The organism is Microbacterium endophyticum (assembly GCF_011047135.1).
Classification (GTDB): Bacteria; Actinomycetota; Actinomycetes; order Actinomycetales; family Microbacteriaceae; genus Microbacterium; species Microbacterium endophyticum.
In genome coordinates this window covers 1,591,107-1,610,825 of the sequence record NZ_CP049255.1, presented here as the reverse complement: position 1 = coordinate 1,610,825, position 19,719 = coordinate 1,591,107, and the positions used below count along the sequence as shown (strand labels likewise).

18 protein-coding genes are annotated in these 19,719 nt (G+C 62.7%); 6 read left to right on the top strand and 12 right to left on the bottom strand.

What is annotated here, in order from left to right; all coding sequences use genetic code 11:
• Positions 1 to 491: 491 nt before the first annotated feature.
• Entirely contained in the window at positions 492 to 3,662 is a 3,171-nt protein-coding gene (locus tag G6N83_RS07495) for an efflux RND transporter permease subunit (protein WP_165140817.1), read from the bottom strand.
• Positions 3,663 to 3,850: 188 nt separating this feature from the next.
• Here G6N83_RS07495 and G6N83_RS07490 point away from each other — a divergent pair, with 188 nt between their 5' ends.
• The 3 genes from G6N83_RS07490 to G6N83_RS07480 all read left to right on the top strand — a co-directional run bounded on the left by G6N83_RS07490 (position 3,851) and on the right by G6N83_RS07480 (position 5,615).
• Positions 3,851 to 4,015 carry a DUF2207 domain-containing protein gene (locus tag G6N83_RS07490; RefSeq protein ID WP_165140814.1) on the top strand — a complete coding sequence of 55 codons (165 nt, stop codon included), beginning with the start codon at positions 3,851 to 3,853 and terminating at the stop codon, positions 4,013 to 4,015.
• Positions 4,016 to 4,143: 128 nt separating this feature from the next.
• Positions 4,144 to 5,013 (top strand): DUF4097 family beta strand repeat-containing protein, encoded by an 870-nt coding sequence (locus G6N83_RS07485; RefSeq protein ID WP_165140812.1) that lies wholly within the window; start codon positions 4,144 to 4,146, stop codon positions 5,011 to 5,013.
• Positions 5,010 to 5,615 carry a PadR family transcriptional regulator gene (locus G6N83_RS07480; protein WP_165140810.1) on the top strand — a complete coding sequence of 202 codons (606 nt, stop codon included), beginning with the start codon at positions 5,010 to 5,012 and terminating at the stop codon, positions 5,613 to 5,615. The genes G6N83_RS07485 and G6N83_RS07480 overlap by 4 nt, the downstream gene beginning before the upstream one ends.
• 2 nt (positions 5,616 to 5,617) lie before the next feature.
• Here G6N83_RS07480 and G6N83_RS07475 read toward each other — a convergent pair whose 3' ends face one another.
• Positions 5,618 to 6,163, bottom strand: coding sequence for a universal stress protein (locus G6N83_RS07475; protein WP_165140808.1), 546 nt, complete (start codon positions 6,161 to 6,163; stop codon positions 5,618 to 5,620).
• Between the two features lie 150 nt (positions 6,164 to 6,313).
• Here G6N83_RS07475 and G6N83_RS07470 point away from each other — a divergent pair, with 150 nt between their 5' ends.
• Positions 6,314 to 6,496: a DUF3073 domain-containing protein gene (locus tag G6N83_RS07470; RefSeq protein ID WP_165140806.1), complete on the top strand. Its 183-nt coding sequence runs from the start codon at positions 6,314 to 6,316 to the stop codon at positions 6,494 to 6,496.
• A gap of 10 nt (positions 6,497 to 6,506) precedes the next feature.
• Here G6N83_RS07470 and G6N83_RS07465 read toward each other — a convergent pair whose 3' ends face one another.
• From G6N83_RS07465 to purM, 3 genes are read right to left on the bottom strand one after another with little or no spacing between them, the layout of a single operon-like run.
• Positions 6,507 to 7,712: an MFS transporter gene (locus G6N83_RS07465; RefSeq protein WP_165140804.1), complete on the bottom strand. Its 1,206-nt coding sequence runs from the start codon at positions 7,710 to 7,712 to the stop codon at positions 6,507 to 6,509.
• Positions 7,709 to 9,169 (bottom strand): amidophosphoribosyltransferase, encoded by a 1,461-nt coding sequence (gene purF / locus G6N83_RS07460; protein WP_165140802.1) that lies wholly within the window; start codon positions 9,167 to 9,169, stop codon positions 7,709 to 7,711. The genes G6N83_RS07465 and purF overlap by 4 nt, the downstream gene beginning before the upstream one ends.
• A gap of 6 nt (positions 9,170 to 9,175) precedes the next feature.
• Positions 9,176 to 10,240: a phosphoribosylformylglycinamidine cyclo-ligase gene (purM, locus tag G6N83_RS07455; protein WP_241246329.1), complete on the bottom strand. Its 1,065-nt coding sequence runs from the start codon at positions 10,238 to 10,240 to the stop codon at positions 9,176 to 9,178.
• Between the two features lie 231 nt (positions 10,241 to 10,471).
• Between purM and G6N83_RS07450 the strand changes: the two genes are divergently transcribed.
• Positions 10,472 to 11,083 (top strand): zinc-binding alcohol dehydrogenase, encoded by a 612-nt coding sequence (locus tag G6N83_RS07450; RefSeq protein WP_165140798.1) that lies wholly within the window; start codon positions 10,472 to 10,474, stop codon positions 11,081 to 11,083.
• A gap of 3 nt (positions 11,084 to 11,086) precedes the next feature.
• Here the strand turns inward: G6N83_RS07450 and G6N83_RS07445 are convergent, their stop codons facing one another.
• The 7 genes from G6N83_RS07445 to G6N83_RS07415 form a co-directional block, all read right to left on the bottom strand.
• On the bottom strand, positions 11,087 to 11,437 hold the full coding sequence (locus G6N83_RS07445; RefSeq protein WP_165140796.1) for a potassium transporter Trk: 351 nt from the start codon (positions 11,435 to 11,437) through the stop codon (positions 11,087 to 11,089).
• Between the two features lie 101 nt (positions 11,438 to 11,538).
• Positions 11,539 to 13,959: an HtaA domain-containing protein gene (locus G6N83_RS07440; protein ID WP_165140794.1), complete on the bottom strand. Its 2,421-nt coding sequence runs from the start codon at positions 13,957 to 13,959 to the stop codon at positions 11,539 to 11,541.
• 139 nt (positions 13,960 to 14,098) lie between these two features.
• Positions 14,099 to 14,887 carry a heme ABC transporter ATP-binding protein gene (locus G6N83_RS07435; protein ID WP_165140792.1) on the bottom strand — a complete coding sequence of 263 codons (789 nt, stop codon included), beginning with the start codon at positions 14,885 to 14,887 and terminating at the stop codon, positions 14,099 to 14,101.
• Positions 14,884 to 15,924: a FecCD family ABC transporter permease gene (locus G6N83_RS07430; protein WP_241246126.1), complete on the bottom strand. Its 1,041-nt coding sequence runs from the start codon at positions 15,922 to 15,924 to the stop codon at positions 14,884 to 14,886. Before G6N83_RS07430 ends, G6N83_RS07435 begins: the two co-directional genes overlap by 4 nt.
• Positions 15,921 to 17,027: a heme/hemin ABC transporter substrate-binding protein gene (locus G6N83_RS07425; protein WP_165140790.1), complete on the bottom strand. Its 1,107-nt coding sequence runs from the start codon at positions 17,025 to 17,027 to the stop codon at positions 15,921 to 15,923. The genes G6N83_RS07430 and G6N83_RS07425 overlap by 4 nt, the downstream gene beginning before the upstream one ends.
• Positions 17,024 to 17,899, bottom strand: a complete 876-nt coding sequence (locus G6N83_RS07420; RefSeq protein ID WP_165140788.1) for an HtaA domain-containing protein — start codon at positions 17,897 to 17,899, stop codon at positions 17,024 to 17,026. The genes G6N83_RS07425 and G6N83_RS07420 overlap by 4 nt, the downstream gene beginning before the upstream one ends.
• Positions 17,900 to 17,953: 54 nt before the next feature.
• Entirely contained in the window at positions 17,954 to 18,322 is a 369-nt protein-coding gene (locus tag G6N83_RS07415; protein WP_165140786.1) for a sterol carrier family protein, read from the bottom strand.
• Positions 18,323 to 18,369: 47 nt separating this feature from the next.
• Between G6N83_RS07415 and purD the strand changes: the two genes are divergently transcribed.
• Positions 18,370 to 19,632: a phosphoribosylamine--glycine ligase gene (gene purD, locus G6N83_RS07410; RefSeq protein ID WP_165140784.1), complete on the top strand. Its 1,263-nt coding sequence runs from the start codon at positions 18,370 to 18,372 to the stop codon at positions 19,630 to 19,632.
• Positions 19,633 to 19,719 lie beyond the last annotated feature (87 nt).

Sequence of the window (19,719 nt, the reverse complement as noted above, 5' to 3'; positions counted from 1 at the left end):
GTTCAACGGAACCCTCGCACTTGCAGGCATGCTCGTCATCGTCTTCACCTGCCGCGTTCGTGCTGACCTTCGTCGCCTTGCTCGCCGCACGGCGGCGCGGGGAACAGCCGCGGTAACCACCCTCTTTCTCACACTCATCGGGGCGAATTTGTCGCTGGCAGGGTTCATTCCACTCACGCTGAACGAGGGGCTGCACAATGTTGTGGCATACGGAATGATTGCTGGATTTGCCGGGCTTCTCGCAACAACTCCTTGGATGATTCGGGGAGTGTCTCGCGTGCTTCGTCGCACGACTGTCGGGGTGCTGTGTTACCTCGCCATTGCCGGCGCGCTTTTTGCGCCCCAGCTCATCAACGCCGCGGCCTTCGAAGCAATCGCTTTCACGGCGATGTTCGGGTGGGCGGGCGTCTTCATTCGGGCACTATCGGCCGCGGGTCTCGCGCACGAAGAACCGGCGGAGCAGGCCGCCGTGCCTCGCGAGTCGATGCCACTCAGCTGTGAGACGCGGCCTCGCGTAGCGCGCGGCGTGACGTCGCTTTCCGGGGCTTCACTGCGGTCTCGCCGTCGTCTGATCCTGCGGTCCCACGCCGCGCAGCACGGCGCTCTCGCGCACCCTCGACGAGGTTATAAAGCGTCGGCAGAACGAGCAGTGTCAGCACTGTCGAGGAGACCAGCCCGCCGATAACCACGATTGCGAGCGGTTGCGAAATGAAGCCACCGTGGCCCGTGATTCCCAACGCCATCGGTGTCAGCGCGAAGATCGTCGCCAATGCCGTCATGAGAATCGGACGAAGTCGCCGTGAACTTCCGGCGATCGTGGCATCGATTGCGGAGAGCCCCTTCACCCGGTACTGATTAACAAGATCGACGAGAACGATGGCATTCGTCACGACGATGCCGATCAGCATCAGCACACCAATGAGCGATGCAACACCGAGCGGAACTCCGGTGACGATCTGGAGGAGAATTGCGCCCGTTGCCGCGAACGGCACCGACACGAGCAGGAGCAGCGGCTGGCGCAGCGACTTGAACGTCGCGACCATCACGATGTATACGATCAAGATCGCAGCGAGAAGCGCAAGCCCCAGCTGCGAGAAGGCATCGGATTGTTGCGTTGCGACACCACCGATTTCGGCGTCAGCAGACGACGGGAGCTCGACATCCGCAAGCGCCGACTCGACCGTCGCCGTGGCCGAGTTGAGGTCGTCGCCCGATGGCGTCACCGTCACGGTCGAGGTGCGTTGTCCACGTTCAGTCGTGATCGATGTCGGACCGGTGCTCTCCTCGACGGTTGCGACAGCATCGAGTCGTACCGGGCCCGTCGCGCTTGGCACTTCAAGAGCGCGAAGCTCGTCGAGAGTTGCCGGCGTTTCGGACGCCGCCAAATACACAGTAAGCGTGGTGTCATCAATCTCGACGCTTCCCGCCGACTGCGGCTGCATCGTGTTCGACACCAGCGCACCAACAGTGACCTCAGACAGTCCAAGCGCTGCAGCCGCATCCCGGTCGACCGCGACCGCGATATACGGGAGTGATTCCGAAAGGTTGCTCGACACCTGACTGATGCCGTCAGCACCGTCGAGTGATGCGACAACTGCATCCGTGGCATCTTGCAGCGTGCCCTGATCGGGCGCAGACACGTTGATCGCGATATCGCTCGACCCAAAACCACCGCTGGATGCCGTCACCGTGATCGTGCCGGCGTCAGCCAGATCTGCCAAGGCCTGCTGTGTATCCTCGCGCACGACGACCTGGTCAGCGTTGCTGTCGGTGGTGATCGAGTAGGTAATGCCAGCGCTTCCACCCGAGAACGCGTCACGGATTGCTGAACCGCTCGAACCGATGGAAACCTGAATCGTCTCGATACCATCCACGCCGCCGAGAGCGTCCTCGACCTCCGCCGCCGCTGCGTCTTCAGCGTCGAGGCTGGCGGCGGCTCCCAGTTCTTGAGAAACCGTGAACGTATTCTGCCCCGAGTCTCCCAAGAAGTTTGTCTTCATGAAAGGTGCCAGGGCGCCGGTGCCCGCGAGCACGAGCAGGGCGATACCGAGAGTGACCCACGAGTGATGAAGGGTCCAGTTCAGCACCGGGAGGTATGCACGCTGCAATCTGCTCGGCGGCGCCGTCGGGTCCTCCGGGTCGACGATCATGCCGTCCTCGGTGCGCAAGGGCTTTCCGGGCTTCAAGAACCAAAACGCGAGCACCGGGACAATGGTGAGCGCGACCAGAAGCGACGCGATCATCGCGATAGCAACGGTCGCCGCGAACGGCCGGAACAGCTCCCCGGTCAAGTCCCCGACGAAGGCGATGGGCAGGAAGACGGCGACCGTAGTAATCGTCGATGCTGTGATCGCGGCAGCGACTTCACGCACAGCGAGGGTTATGGAGGCAAGCTTGTCAGCATCTCCGACGTAATGGCGCTTAATGTTTTCGATCACCACGATGGAATCGTCAACGACACGACCGATGGCGATGGTCAGCGCGCCCAGCGTAAGGATATTGAGCGAATACCCAAAGGCTTGAATGCCAATAAAGGTGATCAGCACGCTCGTCGGGATGGAAATCGCTGTGACGAGCGTCGAACGCACCGAGAGCAAGAAGAGCAGGATCACGAGCACGGCGAAAAAGAGCCCGAGAAGACCCTCCTGCGCGAGAGCCTCGATCGACTGCTGGATATACGGGGCCTGATCGAAGACGACGGTGAACTCGGCATTGCCGCCGAGGTCATCAGAAAGTGCTGGCAGTGCCGCTAGGACAGCAGTCGACACGTCAACGGTGTTCGCAGATGGAAGTTTTGTAGTCGCTATCGTCAGCGCAGGTTCGCCGTTCACCCGTGAGATCGAGGTGACGGGGTCGCGAGTGAGTTCCACAGTTGCGACATCGGCAATAGTGGTTGTTCCGGCGGCGAACTGCGCTGCATCGCTCGGCACGAGGGGGAGCGCCGCGATTGCGTCGACCGACTCAACTTTTGTGCCGGTTTGCACGGTGAGTGTCTGATCGCCTTCAGTAATGTCACCACCGGGAAAAAGGGTGCCGTTCTGATCAAGAGCATCCGAAATGGCTTGCTGAGTGAAGCCGCGATCGGCAAGCGCGCTCTGATCCGGAGTGATGACTACGCGCTGCCCGACCCCGCCGACGATCTGTGCAGAGTTGACGCCGTCGATATCTTCGAGATCCGGAACGACGCTAGCTTCGAGAAGTGACTGCACCGTCTCTTCGTCGTCGTATCCAATGACGGCGAGCTGGATGACCGGCAAGTCGTCGGTGCTGACAGCGAGCACGTTGGGGTCGACGCTGTCGGGCAGCTGACTTTGGATGCGCCCGATCGCCTGAGTGATCTTCTGCTCCGCAGTCGCAAGGTCTGTGCCGTACGCGAAGGATGCTTGCACGATCGATGCGTTGGTCGTGCTCGTCGCGCTTGTCGACTCAAGACCAGGTACGCCCTGGATAGCAGTCTCGATCGGCGTCGATACGTCATTGGCGACGACGTCGGGTGAAGCCCCCGGGTATGTCGAAATGATCGACAATTGCGGGAACTCGATCGACGGGATCAGTTCTTGCTTGAGGCTTGTGAGAGCCAAGCCTCCGAAGACTGCGGCAACGATCGTGATGAGAGCAATGAGCGCACGATTTTTGAGGCTCAGGACGGCGAGGTTCGACACTTATTGCCTTCGGCTGGGAAACGTCTTTGGATACACAGATGTATCCAAATCAGTATCTCATGGATTACCACCACATTCTCTGTGTAGTCAACCCCCTGTGGCCGAGGCCGTGCTAGTGACACTGTGGGGCATTGTCCATGAGACACCCCGGGTGAACTCCACGCCGGAATTATGAAGGAGCACACTCCATGAACATCGCACTTCTCATCATCATCGTTGTCGCTATCGTTTTGGCCATCGTCGGTGGACTCAGCAGCGCCCTCCAGTGGCTTCTGTGGGTCGCACTCATCGTCGGCGTGATCGCACTTATCGCTTTCCTGTTCCGGGTCATCGGCGGCCGTAGCCGCTCCTAACGACCCCTTCTGGTGGGCCTCGCGTTTCGGGTGCGCGAGGCCCACTTTTTCGTCCACTCTCGCTAAACGCGATATATCGTGTTATTTTGAACACGCGATATATCGCGTTCCGAGGAGGAGTAGACATCATGACACTCGAGAAATGGATCGTTCAGCCGGGGCAGAGCCGGGTCATCGACATCGATGATGTGAAAAAACTCAAGATCGGCATGGTCGGAGGGCAGATCGACGTCGTCGCGCACGACGAGCCGGGTGTTCGCATCGAAGTCCACTCGGTGACATCGAAAGACCTGCGTATCGAAGCATCAGGGTCGACCGTGGAAATCGATCACCCTCAGCTGCGGTGGGACAACTTCTTGGAGGTTTTTCGGAACTTCGGATCCGGGGGGCCGAAAGCGGAAATCTCGGTAGCCGTCCCGCGAGATGTCGCACTCACTCTCGGGGTCGTCAGCGCGAGCGCTCTCATCTCGGGCTTGCACACCAACGCCAAGCTCAACACGGTGTCGGGCGACGTCTTCATCGATGGTCTCGAGGGTGATGTGAGCGTCAACGCCGTCTCGGGAGACGTGCAAGCGCGGCATTTTTCCGGTGCACTGAGCGCAAACAGCGTCTCCGGAGATGTAGCCGTGATCGGTACTGTGCGGAAGGCAAGCATCGATACTGTCTCGGGCGCAATGCTCATTGATTCAACCGGCGATGTCCACCAAATCAATCTCAACACCGTCAGTGGTGACGCGACCGTGCGCCTCGACGACGCACTCCCCGGAAATTACGTCGTGCGAAGCGTGAGTGGGCGTGTTCAAATCGACGGCTCCGTGCACTCCGGAAAAGGGTCGGTGCCGGGAACGAACTATGTCGGCTCGTCGGGTGAACTCAGCAACTCTTTCGTTGATGTGCGCGCTAACTCGGTATCGGGTGACATCATCGTTCTCCGTCGCGAGGAGAGCGGCGTCCCGAGCGCGGAGTCTGCAGAACCCGAAACCGAGGAACTCTCATGAGCCCCGTTTTCTCTCATGGCGACCTTCGTCTGTACCTTCTGAGCCTCCTCGATGAAGGCCCTCGCCATGGGTACGACATCATCCAAGCCCTATCCGAGCGCACCGGCGGCACTTACACCCCCAGCGCGGGAACGATATACCCACGCCTCGCCAAGCTCGAAGCCGAGGGCCTCGTGACCAAGATCATCGACGGTCGAAAGACGGTCTATGAGATCACACCCGCCGGGCACGCAGAAGTGAGCGCCCGCGCCGGAGAAATCGACGGCATCCAGGCTGATCTCGCCGACTCGGTGCGACTCATCGCCGATGAGGTTCGCACGAGCATGAGAGCCGCGATGAAGAGCCTGCGCGCCGATCTTGCATCGGCAACACGTTCCGATCACCGCCCGAGCGAGCCAACGGCATCCGAAGATGAGCGCGGGCGCAGCCGTGCCCAAGTGAGTCGCGCGGATGCCGTCATCAACGAATTCCGAGGACGCGTTCGAGGAGACCTACGTGCGTTCGTTGCACGCGGCGGCACGCTCGACGCGGCCGTTGTCGACGCGCTAGAGAGTGCGCTCGCTGACGCGGCGCAAGGCATCACGCACGCGCTAGAGTCCTGACATCAGGCCTCAGTACCCACCCACGGATCATCCTCATCCGAAAGCGGGTCATCGAGCGGCACCACCAAAATCGGTCGGTGTTGACGGTGCGCGAGACGAGCGGCGACGGAGCCGGTGAAGAACTCGCGCACCGATTCGCCGAAGCCGCGCTTACGGGTACCAATCACCAGCAGCCGTGCATCGACCTTGTCGGCGTGATGCTTGATTGCAAGCGCCGGGTCGCCGACAAGCTGATCGAGCACCCACGGGACATCGGTATCGGAAAGAGCCGCTTCGACTTCAGCGCGTACCTCATCGAGTTCGCCCTCGGAGGTTGCGATGTTGAGATCGATCGGCGCTGAGTGCACATAGCCGTCCGGGTCTTCAGACGTGACAAAACGGGTCACGTCTACGTGAACCACCAGCAGTGGCGCGCCCAAAACTTGTGAGTACCGCGCAGCTTCATGCACGACTCGCGCTGGCTGACCAGGAATTACACCCACGAGAACAGCACCGTGCAGTGCGCTTTTCTCTGTGGATCCGGGAATTTTGGATGCCTCTTCGGACATGACCCCACCTTTCTCGGCTTGCGGCGCAGCACGAGTGCACACGCGCCGTGTTATTCTGAATGCTACTCTTCCCCGGTTATCTCACCGGATCCGTGAATACCGCGGGTGCTGCCAAATCACCCGCAGCCGAAGACCATGAGGGGGTCTCGCATGGGGCGTGGCCGTCAGAAGGCGAAGCACACCAAAATTGCTCGCGAACTCAAGTCGTACAGCCCGAGCCTGAACTACGCCGCGCTGGAGCGCGAGCTGGGTCACGCTGAGGGTGGTGAGCCCGAGTACATCGACAAATGGGCAGATGACTACTCGGACGAGTACGAGGACAAAAAGGCGTAAGAGCTCTGCTCTAGGGCTCTCGGCGTCGCAATTCGCTCTCGACCGTCGTTGACTGAGCGATAATTTTCGCGGCCGGAATTGCTGCGACAGCGATGACGCCGAGCGTGAGAAGCGGAATTGTCCATCCTCCCGTCACGGTGTGGATGACGCCGAACAGGAACGGGAAGATCGCGGCGATCGTATAGCCAGCGCTTTGAACGAAGCCACTGAGCGCGACTGCCGTGCGCGATGACTCTGTTCGCATTCCCAGCAGCATGAGCACGAGCGGAAAGAGCAGCGGGCACATGCCAAGGAGTGCCACCCACAGCCAGGTTGCTGTTGCTGGCGCAAAAGCGAGACCAGCTACCCCCGCCAACGCCGACGCGATCGCAACGCTGAAGAGAACGGCGATCCCGTGGCGAGTTCGCGCGACGATCGTTGGAACGAGGAGCGAAAGCGGCAGCCCCATGAAAGCGAAGAGTGATAGCAACGCGCCGGCAGCTCCAGCGCTCACTCCCGCGGTTTCGGTAAGCACAAGAGGCAACCACGCGAACATCGTGTAGGCGGTCGCCGAACTCGCCGAGAATGCGACGACGAGCGCCCATGTGAGCGGCAAAGACCATAGCCGTCGAGCAGCAACAGGCAGGTTCTCGTCCCCGATGATTGCCCGCGAGCGGACAGCGAGCACCGCCCACGGCACGATCGCGGCCAGCGCGAAAACTGCCCAGAGTCCGAGAGATGCACGCCAGCCCGCAGCGTCCGCAATCGGCACCGCGACGATCGGCGGCACGAACGTCGCCACGGCCATCGTCGTCGTGAAGAGAGTGGTCATCGCACCGAGGTGGTCTGGAAAATATCTTTTGACGAGTGGCGGCAGGAGCACATTGGCCACACCGACGGCAGCAAAAATAAGTGCGGTAGCCGAAACCAGCGAAACAGCATCGGCTGCGGATGCCCGCCAAATCATGCCACCGGTGACAGCCAGCAAAGCGACGACCGCGAGGCTCTGCACGCCGACTCTGCGCTCCCAACGCGGCGTCAGGATGCCGAAGATCGCGTAGCAGACCGGCGGAGCGGTACCTATCAAACCCACGATCGTGGGCGACAGCGCGATATCAGCCGATATCTCGTCAACGATCGGCGAGAGCGAAGCGACTGCGGAACGCAGGGAGAATGCGAGCAGGACGATCCCAATCAGGGCGAGCACTCGGCCGCCGATGAGGGAACGCTTCGTCACGACGACTGCGAGCCCTCAACCCACGACAGGTACTCTTCTGTCACTGTTCCCGTGACATATCGACCATCGAAGCAACTCATGTCGAGGTCGGTGACGTCCGAGCCCTCCATGATCGCTGCTTTCAAATCGTCGATTTCTTGATAAACCATGTAGTCCGCGCCGAGTTCTTCCGCGATTTCCGGAATCGTGCGCCCATGAGCAACAAGTTCGTGACGCGAGGGCATGTTGATGCCGTACACGTGCGGAAAACGCACCGGCGGCGCGGCCGAAGCGAAAGTCACGCTCTTAGCCCCAGCGTCCCGAGCCATTTGAATGATCTCTTTCGAAGTCGTACCGCGAACGATCGAATCATCGATCAGCAACACATTCTTGCCCTTGAACTCGCTCGACATCGCGTTGAGCTTTTGACGCACACTCTTTTTACGCACCGCCTGTCCGGGCATGATGAAGGTGCGTCCGACGTAGCGGTTCTTGTAGAAACCTTCGCGGTACTCCAGGCCCAACTTTCGTGCGACCTGCATCGCAGCTGGACGCGAGGAGTCCGGAATGGGCATGACGACATCGATCGCTTCAGACGGTGTGTACTTGGCGATCGTGTCGGCCAAACGCTCACCCATTCGCAGGCGGGCCTCGTATACCGAGATGCCGTTCATGATCGAGTCGGGGCGAGCAAGGTAGACATACTCGAAAGAGCATGGAACGAGCTGCGGCGACGGTGAGCACTGCTGACTGTGCAGGTTTCCGTCAAGATCGATGAACACTGCCTCGCCGGGAAGCACATCGCGCACGACATCGAATCCGCCGTTTTCGAGCACGAGAGACTCGGATGCCACGATCCACTCGTAGCGGCCGTTCTCAGCTTTTCGCGTGCCGAGAATCATGGGGCGAATGCCGAACGGATCACGGAAGGCGAGCAGTCCGTGCCCGGCGATCAGGGCGATTGCCGCGTACGAACCCTCGACGCGCTCGTGGACGCGGGTCACCGCCTGAAAGACCTGCGTCGGATCGAGCTCGATCGTCGTCATGACGGCCTGCAGCTCGAACGCAAGCACATTCACGAGCAGTTCCGTGTCGGAGCTCGTGTTGAGGTGACGACGATCTTTATAGAAGAGGTCGTCGGTGAGCTCACGCGTGTTGGTGAGGTTTCCGTTGTGAACGAGCACGATGCCGTATGGCGCGTTTACGTAGAAGGGCTGAGCTTCTTCTTCGCTTGAAGCTGAGCCTTTGGTGGCGTAACGGCAGTGGCCGAGTCCGATTTCGCCGAGGAGTGCTCGCATATCGCGAGTGCGAAAGCCCTCGCGCACTTGGCCCTTGGCCTTGTGCGAATGGATGACACCGGTCGCCTCAGCGGTGGAAATACCCGTCGAGTCTTGACCGCGGTGTTGCAGCAGAAGAAGTGAATCGTAGATGTCTTGATTGACGGGCCCCTGCCCGACCATTCCGACGATGCCGCACATGTGGTGTTACTTCGCTCCTATGGCAGACGATGCGCCAGTCGCATCAGCGTACGATCCGACGAGCCTGACCGCTCCGCCGTTGACACCCTTGGCGCCCTGTTCGAACTCTCCCGCCGGGCGCGCACCGTCTGAGACGGTGCCGACCTGCCAGGTCGCAATGCCGACGTTGGCGAGGAACGATGCCGCGGCATCCGCTTTCTCGGCGGAGACAACCGCGAGGAAACCGATTCCAAGATTCCAGGTTCCCTCGGTGTCTTGCAGATCGAGGCCACCCAGGTCAGCGAGCACCCGGAAGACCGGAGCGGGAGACCAGGATGCACGATCAACATCGACCCAGCACTGTTCCGGCAGGATGCGGGCAAGGTTTGCCGCAATCCCGCCACCCGTGACGTGACTCAGCGCGTGCACATCCATGCCGATAGCATCGATGAGCTGCAGCAGCGGGGTCGCGTACAGACGAGTGGGCTCGAGAAGCGCTTCGCCCCAGCTGACACCGAAGTCAGCCGCGTGGTCGCCATAGCTGATGCCGGCGCGGGTCACGATATGGCGCACGAGCGAGTAACCATTGGAGTGAAGCCCACTGGATGCGAGCGCGAGCACAACGTCGCCGCCACGAACGCGGTCGGCGCCCAGCATCCGGTCCGCCTCGACGACTCCGGTCGCAGCACCCGCGACGTCATAGTCAGCGGCACCGAGGAGACCGGGGTGTTCCGCCGTCTCGCCACCGACGAGGGCGGTGCCCGTCTCGGCGCAGCCCTGAGCGATACCGGAAACGATCGCGGCGATGCGCTCTGGAACCACCTTGCCGCAGGCAATGTAGTCAGTCATGAAGAGGGGCTTTGCGCCCACAACGACGATGTCGTCGACGACCATACCGACGAGGTCGAGCCCGATCGTGTCGTGCTTGTCGACAGCCTGGGCGATCGCGACCTTTGTGCCCACGCCATCCGTACTCGATGCCAGTAGCGGCTTCGTGTATGAGCGCAGCGCTGAGGCGTCGAAGAGTCCGGCGAAGCCACCGACACCACCGAGAACTTCGGGGCCGTGCGTGCGGCGGACAGCCGACTTCATGAGTTCGACAGCGAGATCACCTGCCGCCGTATCGACACCAGCGTCGGCGTAGGGATTCGTGGAGGATGTGGGAGAGGTGGATGCCACGTGAACAGCCTACCGGGGGCCGCACCCGTGCGGCTGCCAGTGCGCTGCTTCTTGGGGACATCTGGCCGCGGGAGGAGGATACTGCCGCAAAGGTCGTCCCCGCGGCACGTATCCTCCGGAGGGGTGCGGCCCTACAATGGCCGCATGACTGGGGCGGGGAGTCCGGAGTGGGTAATTCGCGAAGACGCGAGTCGGCCCGTGCTGCTTGCTCTCTTTCTGCGGCAAGTCATGGGGGTTCGCTCCCCCGCTGAGCTGCCCCCGCTTCGCGGTGTTCCGTCACCGCCAGTGGATCGCGGCGACGCGGAACAGCTCGATCTCGAACGCGAATGGCAGCAGTACTGGAACATGACCGTTGAGCCCCAGGCCAATCTTTCACCGGTGCCGCTCGAACTCATCGCCGGTTTCGATGATCTGCTGGCGCTCCCAGAAACGGGCGCAGATCGACTTCGTGCAGCCGTCGCCCCGCACGGGGCTGCGGCGCTGACCCACGTGAATCGCGCCTTCGAGGTCTACAGCAAGACCAGCACTTCGCGTCCTGGCACGTCGTACCGCGCATATGCGAGCGCAATCGCAGAACACGAGCGGCAGGTCGGGCGTCGCGCACACTCTTTCGAGCTGAACGTTCAAGTGCTGCCACTCAGTCAGCGTGGGGTGTGGTGGATCGGCGCACTCACTGTCGCGGTCACCGATGGACTACGCGGGGATGTCGCCGCCTTCGACTCTGCGATCCACCCGATCATCGCGGAGTTGGCCTGACGCTCAGTCTTGAGTGCGAACGATCGCGTGCTCCGCACGCAGATCGAGGGTGCGGCGCCCGACCACGCGACCAAGAACGAGCGCGACGACACCACCGAGGAGGATGCCCGCGGCTCCGCAGAACAGCGCGAGGAAGCCGAAAACCTGTGTATCTGAGTAGGTCACGCCCGAGGTGCTGACCTCATCGGTGCCGTTGAACGCGAAGGTCAGAATCATCGCGACCAGGATGCCGAACCCCGCCCCCAGCAGAAGAAAGATGCCGTATCGCGGCGAACGACGCACGGTGACTGTCTCGATCGGGTCCGAAACGGACCCTTCGACGGGATTCTGGGGAGTAGACGCCTGGTCGGCCATGAGTCCATTGTCTCACTGCCCAGCGCACACGTCTGCGAGAACGCCGGGCCCCGCCTCAGCGAGGCCCGGCGTCTCATCGTCTACACGCAGACGGGCTTCATTCAGGCGCTCTGCATCCGACGCCGGCGAAGTACCAGCGCGCCAGCACCGAGAAGGAGGAGTGAAGCGCCGATCCACAGCGCGTCGACGGGCATCGTGCCGCCGGTCGCTGCGAGCGTGGCATCCGTCGATGCGTCACAGGGCACGTCGGCGCCGAGCGGGAACGTGAACGACACCGAATCGAGTGCATCACCGGCGTTGTAGAAGCCAGCAAAGGCTTCGGCACCAGCTGCCGTCAGCGTCGCCGACGCACTCGACCACGAGATGCTTCCACCCGATTGTGCTGCTGCGGGTAGCGAAAGCGTGGCGAAAACGACACTGGACGCGTTGACGTCGGGTGAGCCGTTGAAGCCCTTCGACTGCACATTCACGATGAGCGACGCACTCGATGCGCTCGTCACTTGGATGCGCGGGTTAGAGATGGTCAGATCGAGCAGCCCGTCGTGTCCCGTGTAGTGAATCGAACCTGCAAAGCTGACGCGGCCACGATCGTTCTCGGTGCTGTAAGCACCCGATCCGCCACCCCAACCGCCCGAGATGGAACCGTTCGCGATCGGACCATTGATGTAGCTCACGAATGATTGTTTGACACCCCACTGGAGCGTTGCGCCCGAAACCGACTGCGCAAGGCACGTGGGCGCAGCCGGTGCTTCTACCGCTGCCGGTGCGGCGGAGGCCGTGATCGAGAACTGGGCGGATGCCACGACGTCTCCGTCGACGCTCAGCTCGATCGTGTGCGTTCCCACCTCGAAGTCAGCGGGTACCGTCCACGAAAAGCTCACTCGGCCAGTATCACCGGCGACAACTGTGCCGATAGTGACCGGGTCGGAGTGCACAACAGCAGTCACCCTGTCACCCGGGGTAAACCCAGAGCCGCCAACGGTGAGGGTCCCACCGCGTTCGATGTTTCCGCTGGTGAGTCCGCCGATACTGACGACCGGCGCAGACTGCTGCGCGACAGTGACCGGTGTGAACGTGTCGAGTGAACGATCGGTTATCGACAGCCGGTGCGCGGCAGACGTGACGACTTGATAGTCAACTCCGGCATCGAGAGATCCGGCAGGAACCGTGAGCGTCGTTGTGAATTCACCGTCGACGATCTGTGCCGGCTGCACCCAGGCCTGAACTATCCACCCCTCGGTGGGAAGAGCGCCTGTGCCGTTCCAGAGCGACGTTTCGCCCAGAAGAACGTACGCACCATTCGCCGCTCCGGCACCGGAGAAGTTGGTACCGGTCACCGTGAGCGTGTGAGCAAGTGCCGGATCGAGGTTGGTCGTCGGAGACACTTCAACCTGGGGAGCGCTCGGTTCCGGCGTCGGTTCCGGCGTCGGCTCAGTCGTGGGCTCCGGTGTCGGCTCTGGTGTCGGCTCTGGCGAAACAGCGGCAAAACTGATCGGCTCGGCGAGCTCGTTGACCGCCTGAACGACACCGCCGGCACCGATCGTGAACACGGCAAGAGTGCCGCCGTCGATCTGCTTCGCCGCCAAGGTGTCTTCGTCGATAGTGACGTTCCACGTGAAGTTCGCGGTGCCGTCATCATTGAGCGACCACTTCACGTAGGGCGCATCGCTGCTCGCGCCCTGCGCCCATGCTGTGTACGCACTTGCGCGTGAGCTCGCCGGCGCGCCATCGGATGCCCGCCAGTTGTCTGCAATCCAACCGATCTGCACGTACACGCCCGCCGACTGACCGGCCGTCGGGCCGTAGAGCCCGAGGGCATCGGTGTTGTAATTCGACCCGGTGATCGTGACCGTCGCGCCGCTCGGATCGAGCGACTCAGCCGGTGAGACCGTCAGCGAAGGTTCCGGCACTTCTGGAGTCTCGGGGGCGAGATACGGCACCGTCAGAGTGAGTGGATCGAGAGCGGTTCCCGCGGTATAGAAGCCCGCGAACAGTGGCACACCGGCATCCGTCAAAGTCGCCGCGACGTCTGCGTAGGTGGCCGTGCCATCGGCGATCGCGGGGGCCGACAGCGCCAGCGTGGCGATGCCGACGCCGGTCGAGGTCGTGTATTCACCACTCGACATGTCGCGCGTCACGGCGTCGACGTACAACACACCGGCGGACTCGGTCTCGATGGAAACACGTGGGTTCGAAAGCGTGACGTCGAGCACACCGCTGTGGGCTGTGAACTGCACGGAACCGGTGAATGCCGCCTCACCCGACTGCGCATCGGCGTCGACAGTGCTGCTTCCGTCACTCCAGACGAAGGGCGATGAATCAGACACGCTACCGCTCGTGACAACCGACCCGCCGCCGATCGGACCACCGACGTACGAAACGAAGCTCTGCTTCACGCCCCATGACAGCGTGGATGCCTCAGCTGCCTGCGCCGGGGCAGCGATACCTACGACGGCACCAGCCATGACGAGCGCGCCGGTGATCACGCTCGCGAGCAGCCGATGAACGGGCGATCTACTCATTCTTTGCACGAAGAAACTCCTTGAAGAGTGGGGAAAATTCCGCGCCACTGGTTCAGTACGCGGAGTGTGCAGAACTTAGGGTCTGCTTACTTAGCTTAGCCTTGCCTATCTTTAACCTGAATGCAAGGTGTGTGAATTTTCATGCAGATCGTCGCGGCAGCACGATGGGGCGGCCGGTGTCGACGTCGGAAACAACGCGCACGGCGGTTCCATACACAGCACCGATGCGCTCGGCCGTGAACACCTCAGCAGGAGTGCCGTGGGCCACGAGTCGACCGACATCGATCATCGCCACTTCGTCCGCATAGGCGGCGGCAAGCGAGAGATCGTGAAGCACCACGATGACGGCACGGCCGTCCGCGGCAAGATCACGCGCGATGCGCAACACATCTTCTTGATGGCGGAGGTCGAGAGCCGCGGTCGGTTCGTCCAGCAAGACAATGCGCGTGTCCTGTGCGAGCACGCGAGCGAGCGACACCCTCGCACGCTCGCCACCGGAAAGCGATGAAAACGGGCGATCCGCAAGGTGGCTCACATCGGCTCGGCGCATCGCATTCGCAATCATCGCCTCGTCGTCACGCGCCACGGCGCCAGTCCAGGGCGCACGCCCCATCTCCACGACGTCGTGAGCCGAGAAGGCGAAGGACACCTGGTTGGATTGCAGCAGCACGCTGCGCGTGCGCGCAAGGTCGGTGGCGCTGTGAAGCGCAAGCGTTCTGCCGTCGAGGAGCACCCCACCGCCGGTCGGCGTAATGTCGGCGGTGAGCACGCCCAAAAGACTGGACTTTCCGGCGCCGTTTGGCCCGACGAGGGCGAGCACGCGTCCATAGAACACATCGATCGAGACATTCTCGAGGATCGTGGCTGCGCCAACGCGGTAAGTCACAGAGCGCACCTCGAACGCGGGCTGCGTGGCATCCGTTTTCATGCCCATCCTCCGCCCGAGCGCCGGCCACGCCGAATCAGCCAATAGAAGAATGGGCCGCCGATCAACGACGTCAAGATGCCGATCGGCAGATCTGCAGAAGGCACGAGGGTGCGCGCCAGCAGATCGGCGTAGACCAAGAGCGTCGCGCCCCCGAGCAGCGAGACGATCATGACCCAGCGATTGGCCGGCCCAAGCGCCATGCGCCCAAGGTGCGGCACGACAAGGCCGACAAAAGCGATGATTCCCACGAACGCGACCGCGACTCCCGTCATGAGCGCGACAACGACGATTGATACGACTCGGAGTCGCTCCACACGCACACCCAGATGGGATGCCGTACGGTCACCGAGTGCGAGCAGGTCGAACTGGCGCGCGAAGCTGAAAGCGATCGCCGTCGACACGGCTCCGAGAAAGGAGACGATGCCGACTTCAGCCCAGCGTGACCCGTTGAGTGAACCCAGCTGCCAGAAGACGATCTGCTCCCGCGCCGAACTGCCGCCGGCAAACATCAGGATGGCGAGCGCTGCGCCGGTGAACGCATTAACAGCGATACCCGTGAGAATCAGGGTGACCGACTCGGTACGCCCCGCAGCTCTCGCTGTTGAATACACGATGAGGGTCGCAGCAAGCCCCCCGACGAAGGCGAACACGGCCGTTGTCCAGGTACCGAAGAAGGTCAGACCCAGCGCAATCGATGCCGCGGCGCCGACCGCGGCACCAGAGGAGACTCCAACGACTCCGGGTTCAGCAAGCGGATTACCGAAAATCGCCTGCATGATCGCTCCGGCGATGGCAAGAAGCGCACCAACGAGAAGCGCCATCACGATGCGTGGAAATCGAATCTGCCACAGTGTCTTCTCGACCAGTTCATCGCCAGGTGCCCACCCGACATCGAGCCCGAGGGAGCGAAGGAGCGAGCCCAGGACTTCTGTCGGCGTGATCGAAAGCTGCCCGAGACCCGCCGAGAGCACGACGCCGACGATCAGGAACACCGAGACGAAAGTCACGACGGTGGTCCGGCGAAGCGTCACGCTCACGAAGCATCGGATGCCGCTGGGGCATAGATCGCGCGGGCAAGAGCGTCGAGCACGTCTGCCGAGCGCGGCCCGAACGAGAGAATCTCGCCGTCGGCCATGTCGACAAAACGCCGATGCTGGCCCGCCGCGGTGATCGCGATCGCGGGCTTCGACTCGAGGAGACCGTCGACGCCACCGACTGACGCGAGGCCGTCCGTCATCACGAGTATGAGATCGGGGTCGGCGGCGACCATCGCTTCGTCGGTCATCGGCTGCATCCCGCTCCGCCCGAGTTCGCCGGCAACGTCGACACCGCCGAGAGCCGTGATGAGCTCGTCCGCGCCAGACTCTTCACCGAAGAGGTAGTACACGCCCGACGCTCCTCGTAGATACAGAAAGATCATGCGGAGTTTCTCTCCCGACGCGATCGAGGGGAGGGTGGCAATCTCATCGATCTTGTCGTCGACCTCGCCCGTGATGTGGGCGGCGAGTGCCGCTCCAGCATCAGGTGCGCCATAGACGGCGGCAACGTCTTCGGCGAGAGCTGCCGCGCCGGAAAACGACGGGTCGTTCACGACGAAGACAACCTGAATGCCCACGTCGCGAAGCTGCTCTACAACATCTCGCGGCCCCACGCTGCCATCCGTGATGACCACCGAAGGCTCGAGCGCGATGATCGACTCGGCGTTCACCGTGTGACCACCGCTCGTCACGAGCGGCAGATCTTCGGTTCCCGGAAAGGTCGTCGACTGATCGCGCGCCACGAGCGTCTCCCCAAACCCAAGCCCCCACACCGTTGCCGCCAGCGACCCCGAGATATCGAGCGTGATCACTCTGGACGTGTCGCCGACGACGACATCGACATCACCGTCGCGGTCGTGCGAGACCACGGTTGCCGGGAGCGACTGCGTGGGGTGCTCCATGACGGCGTGCACCGCGGCATCCGCGATCGCCGCCGTTGACGCTCCCTCGTACGCGAGCGGGTCATCGAGAACCTCGGCGTCGGCAAGCGGCACCGCGGGAGCTGAGCTCGATGACGCGGGTTGCTCACCGGCAGTGGCACAGCCGGTGAAGAGGAGTGCCGCGGCAACGAGTGTCGTGATCGCCCTGCGTGCCCGCTTCATTGACGCTCCTTCGAACGGCGGCGAACAACGATGAACGATGCGACCGCCGCGATCAAGACGGCGGCTCCTCCCACGCCCACCCATGCGAACAACGACCCGCTGGCAGATTCCGTTTCAGCCGCGACTTTCCTCGGTACGGATGCCGCGGATGTAGATGCGGCTTCGGGTTCGGAGCCGGCCTCTAATTCGGGGGCAGCGCAGTCCAAAGTCATCGCGACGCTCATCGGATCGAGCGCGGTGCCGGCCTCATAGTTACCGAACGCGGCAAACCCCTCGGCCGTGATCGCTGCCGGAATTGCGGTTGCGGTGACGGCGCCATCACCCGCATCAAGAGGAGACACCGCGAGATCGAGGTCAGCGAACCTGACCTGCGTTGCCGTCTGGACATTCTCTGCGTTCCCCGCCATCGCATCGCTCATCGAGACACCGCTGACGTCGAGGAGGAGGTGGGCTCCACCCTCATCGAATACCAACGTGGGGTTGCCGATCGACGTATTCAACAGGCCGTCGTGGCCCGAGAACGTCACACCACCCTCGAACGAGATCGTGCCGATTGCGCGTTCCGGGTCATACTCACCCGAGCCCTGTGGCCAGGTGAATTCGGGTGTTTCGTATGTCACGGGCGCGTTGACCTCCCAGTCGCCGTTCGCGATGGAGCCCGAAATGTACGAGCGAAAGGACTCTTTGAATCCCCACACCAGCTGCGCGGACGTCACTTCGCATGCTGTTGCCGCAGACGCTGATGTCGCAGACGTGGGCTCCGCGGCACTGCTCGCGGTAGACGCGGCCGAAAGCAGCCCGGCGGCAACGAACACGATCCCGGCGCCACCAGCGAGAAGACGGAGTGTGGATGCAGCCAGGCCTGATTTCATTAGGCAAGCCTAACCAAACTTTCAGCCTGATGTGAAGCGTACGCCTCGCCCGGTTCAGGGGCGAACGGGGAGCACGGGCGAAAGATCGGCCCGCACACCCGAAGCGTTGATGCGGCCCTGGGCCGCGGCATCCGCCCACTTTTCGGAACCCGTCGCCAGGGCGATCCAGGTAGCAGGGTCCATCTCTACGACGTTGGGCGGAGTGCCACGTGTGTGTCGCGGGCCTTCGATGATCTGAGCAGCACCATGGGGCGGCACCCGCACCTCCACGGTGCGACCCGGTGCCTTTTCTGCAAGCAACTGCAAAAGATAGCGGGATGCCGTCGCCTCATCCGCACGTGCAGGCACAGCTCCGGCCTCACGCGCAGCCGTCACCGCGGCCAGAGCTGTGCGGCCGTCGTCTGTCGAGATTTTGCGAGCCATGGCGATACCGTACCGGGCACAGCGCGGCCCACGGCTAGGCTGGCCGGGTGAGAATCCTGGTCCTCGGCTCGGGCGCGCGAGAGCACGCCATCATCCTCGCTCTTCGTGCAGAGAGCGCTGATCATGTGATCTTTGCGGCGGCGGGCAACGCCGGCATCGCCGCCGACGCAACCATCGTCGCGCTCACGGAGACCGACGCCGTCGCCGTCACTGAGTTCGCCGGTAGCGAGCAGATCGACCTCGTCGTGGTCGGTCCGGAAGCACCCCTAGTGGCGGGGGTCGCCGATGCGCTGCGTACCCGCGGCATCCCGGTCTTCGGTCCCGGCAAGGCCGCCGCAGCGCTCGAGGGCTCGAAGGCCTTCGCGAAGCGCATCATGCACGCCGCGGGGGTTCCGACAGGTCGCGCCCAGCACGCGTACAACCGCGAGGAAACAGCGGCCGCCCTCGACGCGTTCGGTGCCCCGTACGTCGTGAAAGCCGACGGACTCGCCGCGGGTAAGGGCGTCATCGTGACAGATGACCGCGACGCGGCCCTCGCGCACGCCGATAGTTTTTTGGCGACTGGTTCGGTTCTCGTCGAAGAGTTTCTCTCGGGCCCCGAAGTGTCGCTGTTCTTTTTGTGCGACGGAGACCGCGTGCTGCCGCTCAGCCCCGCACAGGATTTCAAGCGCCTGCTCGATGGTGACGCCGGCCCCAACACGGGTGGCATGGGCGCGTACTCACCGCTGCCGTGGCTTGCCGACCGCTTCGGGAGCGAAGAAGCGTTCGTCGACCAGGTGACTCGCGACGTTGCTGAGCCAGTCATTCGCGAAATGGATGCCGAGGGCACCCCGTTCATCGGACTCCTCTACGCCGGCCTCATCGTCACCGAGTCCGGTATCAAGGTCATCGAGTTCAACGCGCGTTTCGGCGACCCCGAGACACAGGTCGTTTTACCGCGACTCACCGACCCCCTCTCTGAGCTGCTCTTAGCAGCGGCATCGGGCACGCTGGAAGACATGGCGCGGCCAGGTTTCGCCGACACCGCCGCCGTGACGGTTGTGCTCGCGAGCGAGGGGTACCCGGGGCATCCGCTCACTGGTCGAGCCCTCGGCGGACTCGATGCTGCAGCCGCTATCGAGGGCGTCCACATTGCCCATGCGGCGACGAAGTCGGTCGACGGCGAGCTTCTCGCCACCGGCGGACGCGTGCTGAGCGTTGTGGCAACCGGCGAAGACTTTGCCGCCGCCCGCGACGCCGCGTACGCTGCCCTCGCCGAAATCTCGCTGCCGGGCGGTCAATACCGCACCGACATCGCGTCCCGCGCCTAGCCCCACCTTCAGCTCCCCCCCCCTTCCCTCCTTTTTTTCCCCCGCCGATGTCTCACTTATTCACTTCCGCGGGCCCAAAAACCTGCA